Origin of the sequence: Cereibacter ovatus (assembly GCF_900207575.1) — a bacterium.
In the GTDB taxonomy this organism is placed as follows: domain Bacteria; phylum Pseudomonadota; class Alphaproteobacteria; order Rhodobacterales; family Rhodobacteraceae; genus Cereibacter_A; species Cereibacter_A ovatus.
The window spans coordinates 36,059-49,613 of the sequence record NZ_OAOQ01000014.1; the positions used below are offsets into that span (position 1 = coordinate 36,059).

The 13,555-nt window shown below is 62.2% G+C and carries 13 protein-coding genes and 1 pseudogene; 2 read left to right on the forward strand and 12 right to left on the reverse strand.

Annotated elements, in window-relative coordinates:
• Positions 1-37: 37 nt before the first annotated feature.
• From CRO07_RS13525 to CRO07_RS13570, 11 genes and pseudogenes are all read right to left on the reverse strand, one after another.
• Positions 38-2,548: a DEAD/DEAH box helicase gene (locus tag CRO07_RS13525; RefSeq protein WP_097031216.1), complete on the reverse strand. Its 2,511-nt coding sequence runs from the start codon at positions 2,546-2,548 to the stop codon at positions 38-40.
• A complete protein-coding gene (locus CRO07_RS13530) occupies positions 2,545-5,076 on the reverse strand; it encodes a site-specific DNA-methyltransferase (protein ID WP_204840017.1) in 2,532 nt (843 codons plus the stop codon). The genes CRO07_RS13525 and CRO07_RS13530 overlap by 4 nt, the downstream gene beginning before the upstream one ends.
• Positions 5,077-5,361: 285 nt before the next feature.
• On the reverse strand, positions 5,362-6,051 hold the full coding sequence (locus CRO07_RS13535) for an RES family NAD+ phosphorylase (protein WP_407919633.1): 690 nt from the start codon (positions 6,049-6,051) through the stop codon (positions 5,362-5,364).
• Complete coding sequence (locus tag CRO07_RS13540) at positions 6,048-6,461, reverse strand: MbcA/ParS/Xre antitoxin family protein (RefSeq protein WP_097031218.1); 414 nt, start codon at positions 6,459-6,461, stop codon at positions 6,048-6,050. The genes CRO07_RS13535 and CRO07_RS13540 overlap by 4 nt, the downstream gene beginning before the upstream one ends.
• 58 nt (positions 6,462-6,519) lie before the next feature.
• Positions 6,520-7,197, reverse strand: a complete 678-nt coding sequence (locus CRO07_RS13545) for a hypothetical protein (protein WP_097031219.1) — start codon at positions 7,195-7,197, stop codon at positions 6,520-6,522.
• The gene (locus CRO07_RS19115; RefSeq protein ID WP_235841006.1) at positions 7,194-7,766 is read right to left on the reverse strand and encodes a DNA methyltransferase; all 573 of its coding nucleotides are present in this window, start codon (positions 7,764-7,766) and stop codon (positions 7,194-7,196) included. Before CRO07_RS19115 ends, CRO07_RS13545 begins: the two co-directional genes overlap by 4 nt.
• Positions 7,767-7,815: 49 nt before the next feature.
• Positions 7,816-8,277: pseudogene (locus CRO07_RS19120) on the reverse strand (DNA cytosine methyltransferase); the annotation flags it as partial.
• Positions 8,278-8,282: 5 nt separating this feature from the next.
• Positions 8,283-9,290, reverse strand: coding sequence for a helix-turn-helix domain-containing protein (locus CRO07_RS13555; protein ID WP_097031221.1), 1,008 nt, complete (start codon positions 9,288-9,290; stop codon positions 8,283-8,285).
• A complete protein-coding gene (locus CRO07_RS13560; protein WP_097031222.1) occupies positions 9,287-9,682 on the reverse strand; it encodes a VRR-NUC domain-containing protein in 396 nt (131 codons plus the stop codon). Before CRO07_RS13560 ends, CRO07_RS13555 begins: the two co-directional genes overlap by 4 nt.
• Entirely contained in the window at positions 9,679-9,918 is a 240-nt protein-coding gene (locus CRO07_RS13565; protein WP_097031223.1) for a hypothetical protein, read from the reverse strand. Before CRO07_RS13565 ends, CRO07_RS13560 begins: the two co-directional genes overlap by 4 nt.
• The gene (locus CRO07_RS13570) at positions 9,915-10,163 is read right to left on the reverse strand and encodes a helix-turn-helix transcriptional regulator (protein WP_097031224.1); all 249 of its coding nucleotides are present in this window, start codon (positions 10,161-10,163) and stop codon (positions 9,915-9,917) included. Before CRO07_RS13570 ends, CRO07_RS13565 begins: the two co-directional genes overlap by 4 nt.
• 622 nt (positions 10,164-10,785) lie before the next feature.
• Here CRO07_RS13570 and CRO07_RS13575 point away from each other — a divergent pair.
• On the forward strand, positions 10,786-11,388 hold the full coding sequence (locus CRO07_RS13575; RefSeq protein WP_097031225.1) for a hypothetical protein: 603 nt from the start codon (positions 10,786-10,788) through the stop codon (positions 11,386-11,388).
• 3 nt (positions 11,389-11,391) lie between these two features.
• Here CRO07_RS13575 and CRO07_RS13580 read toward each other — a convergent pair whose 3' ends face one another.
• On the reverse strand, positions 11,392-12,663 hold the full coding sequence (locus CRO07_RS13580; protein ID WP_097031226.1) for a tyrosine-type recombinase/integrase: 1,272 nt from the start codon (positions 12,661-12,663) through the stop codon (positions 11,392-11,394).
• 263 nt (positions 12,664-12,926) lie between these two features.
• Here CRO07_RS13580 and CRO07_RS13585 point away from each other — a divergent pair, with 263 nt between their 5' ends.
• A complete protein-coding gene (locus tag CRO07_RS13585) occupies positions 12,927-13,376 on the forward strand; it encodes a hypothetical protein (RefSeq protein ID WP_097031227.1) in 450 nt (149 codons plus the stop codon).
• The last annotated feature ends 179 nt before the right edge of the window (positions 13,377-13,555 follow it).

The following is a 13,555-nucleotide window of genomic DNA, read 5'->3' on the forward strand; positions in this document are numbered from 1 at the left end:
TATTGCGTCACTATGACAGCATTGGTATCAAGCTTTCCTAAACGTCACCAAGCTCGTCAAAAATGGCGTTCAATGTTGGGTTAGATGCTGCCTGTCGAACGCGGGACCTTACCGCTGTTTTGTTCAGCTCCAACCTAACGAAAGCATCGCCTTTCTTTCGGATAAGCTGAATTCGAGTAAAGCGGTCGCCATGCTTTTCCGCAAACTCAGCAAGTCCCTGCGCCTTGTACAGGTTATCAGCGCGACTGTCGTCATGCGGTTCCAGAATGTCGAAGACGAAATCCGTGCCTTTGCTCCTCACGATCAGCATGTCGGGGAACATCGGTTTCCAAGCTCCGCTCACCTGGTAGGGGATCTCAAGAGACCAGGGCTTCCTGTCGAGATTTCGTAGCCATCCAACGAAGTCATCTCGGCCCATTTCAAGCTTCAGGACGTCAGCTTCCCAAGGGTTCAGGGTTGTGCGGAACGATCCATCATATTCGACATAGAGGTGATGGCTCCATGTGGGTTCCGTGGTGTCGCGGCGAAAATCGATGGTGTCCTGCAGCCGCCAAGGTGTGCTTGAGGGGGTGGAAGACGCTGATTTCAGCTTGTCGTACCCGGCGCGCACCTGTTCTGTAAGTTTGGAAATCGCATGTCGGTGTGCGTCATAGAGCGCTTCAAACTGAGCCTTCGACTTGTTCTCCAAAGCAGAGCGCGCTGCCGCAGATGCAGCCACGATGATTGCTTCCAGTTTCACCTCCTGACCGTCACGTTCCGCGTTTGCCTTTCGGTAAAGCTGGTGGAGGCCATACCCTTGTCCTAAGGTGCGACCTGCGTCTTCAAACTGTCGGTCGACATCGAGATCTGAGACCTCAACGGTGTAGTCCTCTTGGCCTTCCGCCATTCCGGTCACGCCCGTGACCATGACTGTGCGCAAACCAACCTTTGTAAGGGACTTGCGCGCCTTCTCGAAGTCGCCAGATGCTTTCAACACGGCAACCTGCTCGCCGATCCATGACACGGCGTCAGCTTTGGCACCATCCCAGGCATTTGGGTCGATTCCATCCATCGTTAGTCGGCTTGCTATCGCCTGGTAACGCCGGATGTCGCTCTGTGCCCGAACCGCGTTCACGCGATAGGTGACGAGCTCTACTGCCTCGATAGCCTCGAAAACACTCTCGGTGCCGGGTCGACGGTGCAGGGTGACAAGCTTCGTCCCCTCTCCTGTCTCGGCCGGAACGATATCGTCGCTGGTTTGAAGTGCTGTGATGACCTGCTCGACGGCCGCTGCATTGAAATGAGGCAGATAAAGGTGGACGTCGTTCAGCTCGGCCGTGCTTTCGATCCTGCGCGCCAAAGGCGTCCGAACCATGCGCCCGAGAAGCTGAGCGATGTAGGTGTGGTCCTGCGCGCTACGGAAAGACATCATGACTTCTGCCCGTGGGCAATCCCATCCGGTAGAAAGCGCCAGCTTGAAGAATACCACCGAGACGTCTGCGTCGTCGTCGATGCGAGAAGGATCGATGTAGCGGATTGCGCGGTCGCCGACCTTCAGGCCCCCTTTATCCATCAATGCATGCGCGAGCTCGGAGTCCCGAAGGGGACGGCCAATGCCATCTTCAACCGCCTTGATCGCGTCCGCCAGGTTGGTTCGGGTGGGTGCGCCATCTTCAATCTGGATGACGAGAATGGGTCGCACAGGCCTTTCGCCCTCGTCCTTGCAGTAGGATGCCCATTGGTCGGTCATGACCTGCCATCGCCGTGCCGCCTCTTCAAGGATGCCCATTTCGGCATTCGTCGGGTTGGCGGGGTGGTGGATTAGGACACGCTCCTTGATCAGTCCGGACTTTTTCACATCCTCGACTGGCACTGGTACCTTGTGCTGGGTGTGGTCGGTGTCAGCCAGCAGCTCGTTGAAACGCTTGGGGGTTGCAGAGACGCCAATGATCAGCGGCATCTTCACCAGGCCGGTTTCCTTGTTGCCTTTGATGAACTGCTGAACGATCGTTTGTGCCGTTGCGCTGCCCTTGCCAGTGGTCATCCCACGATGGGCTTCATCGATCACCACATAGAACCTGTCCGGGATCGCGCGCGCGGTGTTCGTCAGCGTTGTCCAGATAGAATAGCTGCGCCCATCGCCGACGGTCGTGAGCAGCCGGTCGCTGGCCAGCTTTTGGGTGTTGATGAAATAGATCTTGCCACCGGCCAGGCGCTCTTCGTCGAAGCTGGCTGTGATCACCTCCAGCTGCCCGACCCGGTAGACCTTGTCGGACTGACGTTCGATCTTGAGCTTCGTCTGCTCATTCAGCTCGGGCATGTCCGACACCCAGAGGATGACCGCATCCGGCTGGGGTACCCAATCCAGCGGCCAGTCCAGCTGTTCGTCGGGCTGGTCGAGGATCGCCTCGAACAAGGCCGTCATGATGATCGTCTTGCCGCTTCCTGTGGGCGCGGACAGTGTGATGGCCTGCGGGGCTTCAGGCGACGCCGCGGGACGGGCCAGCATCAGCCGCTTTCGAAGGTTGTGCAGGGCATCCTTCTGGAAATCGAACAGTTCAATCTTCATGCGACGCCCCCGATGCCAGCAGCGGCATCTTCCGCCCGCGTATTGATTGTAAAGTTCACGAGGTAGTCCCGGTAGAGCTGAACGAACTCGACGTCCGGGTTACGGGCGATCAAGGCGATGCGCAGTTCCCCTGAAATCGCTCGGAAGGCCTCCTCTGCATCCGTCACGACGTAGACATGCCGCAGTGCTTCCCTGGCCAGCAGGGCTTCGCGAAAAGCCGTCACGCGTGTCTCATTCAGCAAGACTGCGAACGGGCTGCTTTCCGGAACGAAGACATCCGGCAAGGGGCCTTCAGGCAAGGTAGGCGACGGGCCGATGGCCCCCGACTTCATCCACAGTAGAGGCAGGATTTCCCTGAAGGCCGCACCAAGCTCCACCCGGTCTTTGTCGAGGAAGTCGAGCTTGAAGTACGCGACGTTCGCAGGAAACCCTGCCGACATCGGGCGCTTTTCCTCATCCTGGACGATCAACGGGCCAAGCAGGTCATCCACTTGGGCCTTGAGAGCTTTGAACTGCTTCTCATCCCCGGCAACTATATAGAAATCAGAAATGTGGTCTTTGTCCTCCAAAGCCTCCAGCCACTCAGCAGCAGCATCAGGTTCGAACAGGACGGACGCCGTGTGATCTTCGGATACAATGAATCGGCAGCCAAGAGTGACACTGCTCTGAGGTAGTGCCTCGATCATTGCGACAAGTGCTAGCTTCTTCTTGTGCGCAGCTCTGTGAGCTTTCTTCGCGGCTGCTCCCTGTAAGCCAGCTTCAACGATCAAGTCACTTGGAGACACAAAAGCCGCGTGGCGGTACGTCCTGCGCTTCTCTTTCTCAACTAAACGACCGGTGAGAAACTCGCCGCTTAATTCGGACCCATCGTCGCGTTTGCCAAGGACCGTGAATTTCGTTCGTGGCCAAGTGACAGATCGGCAAACGCCGTGGCGCTCCCATTTCACATGCCCCGGGTCAAATCCGTCGTTTGAAAGCGCTGCTGCCTCCTTGGCCGAGACTTCATTGTTGGTGACCAGCAAGCAGCGTCGATTGCCTTGATCAATATCATTGATCAATGTGACCGCATTCAATGTGGTACCGCTTCCAGCGAAGAAGTCGACAATTAAGGCATCCTTTCGATCGCCAATGATTGGTAGCAAAGAATCTCTGACAGCGTAGACTGACTTTGGAAATGCAAAGATGCCGCGCTTATTCAGCACTTTGTGCAGCAGAGTCGTTCCGTGGGTTCCGGCGTCGTGTAGCGTATCCCACCATACAGTCTTGACCTTTGTCTTGTTCGGCTTTCTTTCCCATATATTGATCGTCCACGTCTTTTTCTTCTTGTTGAACTTTCCTAGAACGACACGCTCTGAGTCTATCAATTCCTGCATTTTGGGGGATACAAAGCGCCAGCAGCGATGATTTCCATCATGGTCGATCGGCCAAATTGGCTTCAATCCGTCCGGATCAAGGGAAAAGTCAGGCTCTTGGCCGAGTGGAATACTTGGCCCAGTCCGAACTACCTTTCCTGCCGACTCGTCAATATATATTGGATAGAATTGGTTCCATCTTTGATGCCGATAGCTCGATTCGCTACCCCGTCGTCTTGCATGCCTCTTTTCCCAAAGATGTGCAAAAACAGGATTCAAGTGTGACCGGTCTGAGGCGTCGATTGTTACTTCTTCGTCAACATCCTCCTCAGATTCATTGCCTTCCTCATCGGCAGCGTGATCTAGGGAGATGCCTTGTGCAACGCCGCCTTCGACGTTAGGGAAGCAATAGATTGCCTGTTCTTCGACGCGAGCAAAGTTGGCTTTTCCAGTTCCCTTCGGATTGATCACAATCGTTACCATTTGCCGGAGATACTCAGGGAAGCACTCTGAAAGCAAAACGCCTAGGTTGAAAAGCTCGTTTTCATCGATTGTGACAATCAATACGCCGGTCAAGGGCTTTAGTAATCGCTTAGCAAGTTGAAGTCGCTTTTGCATCATTGACAGCCACTTGCTATGTCTCCAGCTGTCCGCCCGATCCACGAAATCGTTATTGTACTTCCAGTCGCGCGCGCCAGAGTTGTATGGCGGATCGATGTAAATGCAGTCTACCTTGCCCGCGTAAAGGTATTCCAGAAGCTGCAGTGCGTGGTAATTGTCGGCCTCAATCAGCGTGTGCCACGGCGCATCGGCTGGGCCGTTCTGCACGGCGTCCATGGGCGTGAGGGTCGGAAAGATCGGGTCTCCGAATTGCTTGACCACCACCAACTCAGCGACTGGCAGGGTCATCCTTTCCCCTGCGCTTTCCTTGTCACCCGCCTGCCGCGGCTTCATCAGATGCGCGGTACCGCCTTCAATCCGTCGAACGCGCCAGGTCTCGTTCAATGATCCGGAGCGCTTCGCGACCAGGTCACCCTTCCGAGGCTTGGCGCTGTAGATGGGAACCACCTCAGGCAGGTGTTGTTCGAAGACCAGTCCGAACTTCTTGTGCCGTGTCGCGGCCTCCCATTCGCGCGTGATGCGTTCCCGCAGCTTGGGGTCAGTGATCTGGTTCAACAGGTCATGTATCGCGGCCATTTGTTTCGCCGTCTTTCCTTGAGGTTAATCGAACGCACTCTGCGGGATTCGTGTCGGGCTTCCAAAGCGTTACCTTCGCCCGTTTCCTTGGGCTGCGCAACGCGTCGGGGCGGTTGATCGACCCCGGTGTGTGGGTTTTCGACAGGGTCGCAGTGAGCGCGACGTGTGCCTTCGGTCGAGCGCCCAAATGTTGGGGCATTGTCGGCAGCGCGGGGCCTTCGGTTCGCGGGTCGCCAATGCACCTCTTTCCTTCTCCTGACTGGATCATCGCACCTCCCACACCTCGCCGTTGTCGAGCTGCTTGACGAAATCCACCGTTGCGCCGTTCCAGTGATAGGCGAAATGCGCGCCTTGGGTGGGGATCGGGATCACGTCGGGCCAGAAGACGGCGATGCACTGGCCCTCGGGATAGCGGATGCTGGGCCAGGTGATGCCGTTTGATCCGGCCGCGCGTCGCTCGGCCCCGAAGACCTGGGACGCGCGGTAGTCGTTGGCGTCCAGCAGGTCGGCGCGGCCGGTGGCGTCGTCCAGATCGGCATCGACGGACCCGATCAGTTCGCGGAACTGCGACGTCCAGCCCGGCGACTCGTTCGTGGCGCGCATGAAGCGCGTATGGTGGTGGATGGTTTCGGCGATGGCCACTTCGGTGCGGTCGCCCGCGTAGTAGAGGCCAAAGCTGCCGTCCGAAAACCGCCCCGGCCGCAGGGGCGAGCAATGGACGAAGGGTGCTATGACCCAGCTGGCGCCGGGCCCGGTCACGCGGCGTGCGACCGGCACCTTCGACAGATCACCGATGCTGTCGCGGATGCGCGGGTTGAACTTGGCTTCGGCCGAGGCCAGCGCCTCCCAATCGGCGGGGTCGGCGATGTCTTCGAACAGGTCGATGGGCGGGTGGATCGAGCGGATGATGCGGACAGTGCGTGGCCATGTCACGCGGCGGACAGGCACATTCACCAGGCACCCCGTTCTGCATCCAGATAGGCGCGCAGGTCGATCAGGTCGGTGATCTCGCCGCGCATCATGATGTCCAGCGCGCTGCGACCGCCGAGGGCTGTGCTGGGTTTGCGGATCCACGCATAGCCGCGGGTGGGTTCGGTGAAGAGGTACCGCAGCGCCTTGTGGATCCCCATCAGGATCGCCATCCGCGCGCGCAGGTCCCGGTCGATGCGCCCGATGTCGCCGGTCTTCCAGCGCGCCCATGTGCGCTGGGCCATGTCGCCCAGTAGCACGCGCGCCTCGCCATCCGTCAGGCCCCAGGCGCGGAACAGGTTGACGGTGGTGCGCGCCAGCGCAGCCGCTTCCTCGTCGGTGATGACAGGAAGGCCAGGGCGCGCGATGATCGGCTGGACCGTGGCGAACTGCATGGTCGTTCTCCTTTGGCATCAAGATAGTCATTATGTGCCAAAAGGCAATGACGATCCGTTACCCGGACGGACGCACCCTCGCCCAAGGGGCGGGACGGGGCATCGCGGCTGTAACATCAACCTCGCGCAGCATCCCGCCCGCGATTAGCCCCTCCCGGACCCAGCCCAGCGCCTGCCACCATTCGTCATATCCCCGCCGGGCGGCCTCGATCTGCTGGGGATGGGGCGAGAACGTGACCGGGCAGGCCAGGATGTCGATGGTCTTCCATGTGGCACGGGCGCCCGCGCCACGCACGCGGATGCGCTCCGTTCCCACGACGATGGCGCCCGCATGTGTGCCATGCTGGTTCTGTTTCACGATGGTCGGCACGCAGCGCGGCACAGCGCCGGGCATCCAGTCCGGGGTCAGCCCGGCGCGGGCCAGTTCGGCAACGCGGATCGCCATGCGCTTGCCGCCGAGGCTGTCTGGGATACCGGCGACGGTGGCGGCGATCACTTCGGCGTCCTCGTGGGTGTAGCCGCCGATCTTGTGCTGGCCGCCGTCGATCTTGCAGCCCAACACGGCGCGCTGGAGGAGGACGTATTCCAGACCGAAGCCGAAGCCTTCCTCGGTGATGTCCGGGGGCAGGGGCAGTTCAAGCTGCGCCTGTTCCACTCGGAACGCCCATTCCAGCGCCGCCTGCACGCCCAGCGCGCGCTTGATCCTGGTGCCGCTGACGCGGCCGTGGAAGCTCATGGCTGCAATCCTTCAAGGAAATCCATCTGCGCCGGGCGCTGGGCCGCCTCGGTCGGCCCCCAGATCCACGGGCCGGAGGCCATGGGCAGCTGCGAGAGAGCGCCACGCATGTGCTGCTGCCAGAGGGTGAACTCCGTTGCCGAGCAGGCGCAGAGCGCGTGCCCGATGGGCCAGCCCATCAGCCATCCGACGAAGAGCGGGTTCAGCCGCCGCCGCGACCGGCCCTTCAGGATCCGCCGCGAGGTGACGCGCCCATGCGAGGCAATCATCGAAGCCCAAAGCGGGCGCGAGATCGGGGCGTGCGGCGAGGACCGCCGCCCATCCGGCAAGGTCACCGGGGCCGGGCGGGTGAAGCCCTGTTCCGCCCGGTAGTGCAGCAGGTCCATCCGGGACTTGCCGTCGCTGCGCGTGATGCTGGCCTCGCTCGATCCCTTCCAGTTCTGCGCGGCCGGGGTTGGCCAGTGGTTCGGCAGGGCTTTCGCGATGCCCAGCGCCAGCGCCTCGGCCTTCCGGGTAAAGTCGCTGTTGCCGGCCGGGTTGTAGCGGCCGGTGCCGGGATGCAGGCTCATCGGTGTGGGCCAGGATGAAGATCCGCAGTCGCTCATGCGGCGCGCCGACCTCTGCCGCCGAGAACAGACCCGCCGCAGGCGTGTAGCCCAATCCCCAAAGCTCTCGCAGGACAGTTTCAAGGCCGAGGGTGACGTGACCGGCGACGTTTTCCAGGAAGACCCATTCCGGGCGGCATTCGCCGATGACGCGGGCGACGTCGGGCCAGAGGTGGCGAGGATCGTCGGCGCCGCCGCGTTTCCCGGCCGCGCTGAAGGGCTGGCAAGGGTATCCGGCCAGGACGGCATCGAAGGCGCCGCGGACGGGCCGGGCATCGAAGCTGCGCAGGTCGGTCCAGATTGGGGCCGGGACGAAATACCCCGCGCGCTGGGCGGCGATGAGGACCGCCCTTGGCCAGTCCTCCCATTCGACGAAGGCGCGGGTGTGATAGCCGGGTTCGGCGAGCATGAGGCCCAGATCAAGGCCTCCGCCGCCTGCACAGAGGGACAATCCGTGCCGGGGACGTGACACCATGCCATTCACCGCACCCCGCGCTCGCGCAGGCGTTCGGCCGTGACCAGCCCGCGGGCCAGCATCGCGTCGCGCATGGTGTTGCTGATCGCGCTGACCGGCAGGTAGCGGTCGGAATTGACCAGATCGGCGTAGAAGGCTGGCAAGTCGGTGATCGGCTTTGCCGTTGGGGCGGGGGCCGCCTTGGGCTTTCTGCGCTTCCGTCCCGCATCCTCGACCTTGCGCCCTGCTGCGCGCTGCATTGCCCGGTCCAATGCCTTCGGCCCATCGGGCGGTTCGGGATGTTTCTCGCGGCTTGCCTCGGCCGCAGCGATGATCTCCGCCTCGGTCAACCCCAGCTCGTCACGCCAGCGCTGGACGTGCAGCCGGGGCGGCCAGCCTTGCCACCAGCCGGGCAGTGCCGCGGGGTCGAGGCCGAGTGCTGCGAGCAGATCCCCGAAAACCTCATCGGAAATCGCCTCGCGCGCTTGCGCGCCCTCCTCCTCCTTTACTGGTTTACTTAGAGGTTCCCTTACAGGGTTAGTGTCCGAAATCCGGACACGGCTTTCGGCGTTTTCCGGACACGGGTCGGCGGGAAAATCGGACACGGCTCCGGCACAACTCCCGTGTCCGAAATCCGGACACGGCAGGGCATCGGACCCGTCGTCGAGGGGCGAAAGGCCTGCATCATCATTGCTTTCTGCACCCTCTGCTTCCCCGTGTCCGATTTCCGGACACGGCACCACAGCCACAGGTGTGAACCCCGGCTCGAACCCCAGGATGTAGCGGGTGGGCAGCTGGCGCTTGGTCACGGGATCGAGCCGCGGCACCCGGCGCAGCAGACCCACGGCCTCGAGCTGGCCAAGGTGATCGTTCAGTGTGGACCGGCTGATCTCGCAGTCATGCGCCAGCCGGTCCTGCGAGGGGAAGCAGCCGTAGTCGGGGTTGAACCGGTCGCAGAGATGCCAGAGGACGATCTTGGTCGTCGGCTTCAGCCCGCGCTGCTTGATGGCCCAGTTGGTGGCCTCGTGGCTCATGGCGCGGACCTCCGCGGGGCAGGGGCGATGCGCGTGGTGAAGCCGTGATCCGCCAGCGCGCCCAGCGCGTCATCGAGGCTGCGGACCAGCGCCCAGCCAAACCCCTGTGCCTTCACAGCATCGCGGAACGCCTCCTGCTCCGGCCGCAGCCGCCCCTTCGGGGCCTTCAGTTCGAGGAACAGGACGCGGCCGTCGCAGATCACCATCAGATCGGCGAACCCGGCATGGACGCCCATGCCGACAAGGATCGCCTGGCGCTTGGCCCCGCGGGGCCCGGCCTCGGTCACCTCATTGGCGCAGTGGTGGATGATCGCCGAGCGGGGAAGGGCGATGCGCAGGGCCTGCACGACGGCACGCTGAAGATCGGCCTCGGGGGTGCCACGGCGCATCATCGCGCGGCTCTCCCCTGGTCTTCGCGCTGGGCACGTTGCACCGGCCGCCGCGCATCGACGACGACCAGCAGGCGCTGGGCATCAGCTCGCTCGCCAGGGGTCTCGCCATGCTGGGCAAGCACGTTGCAGGCGAGCCGGATCAGGAGATCGCTGTGATGTGCGACATCGGCGAGGACGGCGCGGGCCTCGGCCACGCGGTCGGCGGGCCAGGCGGAACTGCGGGGGTGGATCGTCATGACCGCCCCCGCGTCTTGCGCACCGGGTGAGCCTGTTCCTGCGCCCTGATCCACTCCTGGATGGCGGCGCGGCGATAGAAGGTCTTTCGACCTATGCGTGTGCAGGGCGGACCCTGACGGCGGGCCTCCCACCGCGACAAAGTGTCTGTGGTCAAATCCAGTGCGCGGGCCAGCTGCTCGCGGCTGATCCAGTCGGCCAGGAGGTCAGGGACCTCCTCCACCGGGTCGTTTTGTATGTCCTTCATGGGCTGCTCCGTTCGCCTCGCGCCCCTCTGCCGGGGGCGGTTTCAGCGAAGCAGAGCGCGAGGACCGGAAGACAGGCGGAAGGTGGAACTGGCCGCTAGCTCCCAATTCCACCCCTTGTTTTATTGGACTTTCAGCGGATAGCGCGCGACGCGACAGGCGTTGCCGCAGCCCTCGCAGCGCATCTCAAGCGCCGGTTCCTGGCGACGATCCGCACTTCGTCGCCATCGTTTCGTCAGCTTGGGGCTGATTGGGCGGCGCTGAGACGGTTTCGCCGGTTTCGCAGCGACCGGAATTGCCGGAATGGACCGTTCCGGTCGGGTTCCGGGGGTGCTGGACGATATCCACAAGTTCTTTTTTTGTTCCGTCGCGCCAGCGTAGGATTCTGGTTGATCGCTCGCCTTCCGGATGCGTAGATTCGTGGTTGAGCAGAACATAAGAATCGACAAGGCAACCGAAGCCAGGTCCCGCCCCTCTTGGGGTGGAGTGCCCAATTACAGGCAGTTTTCCTCGACGACGTGGGCTGCAGCCAGTCCACCCGCGTGCTTGGCACGGCGGGTTTTTGTAACCCGCAGTCCGACGGCCCTGGCCGAAGGATGCCGTATGTCTGAGAGGAGTTCATTCATGCCTTTGCCGCCCGTCGCCTTCTATTCCATCTACGAAATTGCCGTGCGCTGGGGCTGTCCCCCGGCCGATGTCGCGGGCTGGGCGGCAGAGGGCCAGCTGAAGGTCGTCGCAGGCATTCCGCCCGTCAGATGTGGGGATGAAGTCGTGGGGGGCTTGGTCGAGGTGCCCATCGCGGAACTGATGTGCATGTTCAGGCGGTTCGGGCCGAGCGACGATATCGGCCGATTGAAGCGCGTTCTCAAACCCGGCAGCGCGACCTGGGCGCACGTGACCGAACCTTCGGATGGTCTGCCGATCCGCTCGTCAGACCTGATGGTGGCGTCGGGGTCGTTGCTGCAATTCGAGGAAGAACGCGACCTATTGCGCCGCCCGGCCTCCACCATCGGCGCCAGTCCGCGGTACGATTGGGATTCCATGTACGCGTGGCTGACCGTTTTCCTGTTCGAAAAGGGGGTGCCCGACACCCAGACCGCGCTGGTTGCGCTGGTGCAGGACTGGTTCGTCCAGAATTCGAAGTCGGGGGAAGTGCCGGATGAAAGCACCATCCGCAAGCGGCTGACCTCCCTCTGGCGCAAGCTGCGTGGCGAGGAAACGGTGTGAAGGTCAGGCCGATTTCGGCAAGTCGGTTCCGTCCTGCGCTGCGTCATGCACAAGGCGGGGCCGCGGGCGCAGGAGACTGGCCACCGTATCGACGCCTGCGCGCAAGGGGGAATCCATCAGGTGCGCATAACGCTGGGTGGTCTGCATCTGGCTGTGGCCCAAGAGCTTGCCGATCATTTCCAGCGATGCGCCGCCGCTGACAAGCAGGGAGGCGAAGGTGTGGCGCAGGTCGTGGATGCGGACGTCGGCCAGCCCGGCGTCCTTCTGTGCCTTGGCCCAGAAACGGCGGATTTCACGCACCGGCTGGCCAACCGTCTCGCCGGGGAAGAGCCACGGATTGCCGCTCGGCACCGCCCGCAGACGCAGGCGCACGATGGCTGCGACGTCCTGCGAAATCGGCACACGGTGGATCTTGCGCTGCTTGGTGGTCGAGGCGGGTTTCGACCAGATGGCATAGTCGAGGTTCAACTGTTCGAACCGCGCGGTGCGAACCTCGCCCACCCGCGCGCCGGTCAACATGCACATGCGGATGATCGCCGCGGCGCGCTGATCCTCGGCGCCATCCAGCACGGCCGCCAGTCGAGTCAGCTCTTCGGGCGACAGGAAGCGCTCGCGGGCATGTTCGATGCGACGATGGAACCCCTGCGCGGGGTTGTCCGTCCGCCATTCCCATTCCATGGCCAGCGTGAACATCTTGCGCAGCACCTCACCCATGCGGTTGGCGCGGATCGGGGTGGGCTTGTGGCCCTGCAGTTTGCGGGCCCTGTTATTGGGTTTCGCCTTGCAGGGGCGGGGGCGGCCCTCGGCCACAAAATCGAGGAACTTTGCCACATCGGACTTGGTGATCTCTGTCACCAGCCGGTTGCCCCAGGCCGGTTCCACCATCTTCTTCAGCATCGAGACCTGGTCGCCCGCATTGGTCTTGGCGAGTTTCGGCAGATGCTCGGCGATGTAGCGGTCGATCATGTCCGTGACGCGCGGGGCCCCTCGCCATTCGTCGCGCGCCGCCAGAGGGTCCTGCCCTTCGTCGATGGCGCGCCGCAGTTCCTTGGCGCGTTCGCGCGCGGCCGTGACGCTCCACTCCGGCCAGCGCCCGATGGTCATCCGGCGCTGCCGCCCTGAGTGCCGGTAGTCGATGGTGAAGGTCCGCGCGCCCGAGGCCTGCACGCGGGCGGCGAAGCCGATCACCTCCGTGTCGAAGATCTGATAGCTGACGCCGGGCTTGGGGTCCGCCTCGCGCAGGGTTTTCTCATTCAGTTTCAGTCTCTTGACCATGCTTCGCACCTCCGTCGCCAACGACACAGGCGTAGACCTGCGCCACTATCAAGTCGGACCACAGGGCCGGGACCGGAATACAGGCGGAAGGTGGAATTGAAGGCCGGGGGACAATTCCGGGAAGGAAAAACAAGGTGTTACGCGACTTGGCCCAGTGCGAGGGGTTGGGAAAAGACGGACGCACTCCACCATCTTCGCCGATGGTTTGATCGGGATCTGCGCATGAGGTAATCCTGTCGGAACGCTCCTATCCCGAAACTGCAATGCCCAGCGCCAAGCCTCCGAGAAACCTGACGCCCGTTCTTTGCCAGCGGCTGCAGACCGAGATGCTGAAGGCCTGCGAAGCCGTCGCCGCCCGTCATGGCCTGGTGGTCGAGCCGCGCGACATCACCGGCGTTGACCTGCGCTGGGGGTTTGATGCGACGTTTCGGGTGTCGATCCCGATGGCTGATGGAACTGCCCTTAACCCTGAAAGACTGCGCTTCGAGGCGCTGGCAGAAGCGTTCGGCTTGTCGCCGAACGATTTCGGACGCCAGTTCAGCGCAGGGCGCGAGTCCTTCCGGATCACTGGCATCGACCCCCGCCGCCCCAAATACCCGGTTTCCGCCGAACGCATCCCTGACGGGCAAGGATTCAAGTTCACCATCGAACAAGTAGCGACACAGCTGCAGAAGGGTATGAAGGATGTGACACCGAGGGGCAAAGGTTGGTAGCTCTCAGACGTAAAGCGGCCGATCGATCTCTTCTCGAGCAACGATCCCATCGCTCAGCCAGATCGGTTTTCCTGTTACCCGAAACTTCGTGCCGGAAACTCTCATTCCATGATGCGCCGATCAGTCGTCTGTCGACTCCAGCTCATACACTATGCATTCTAGAGAGATGAAAATGGAAG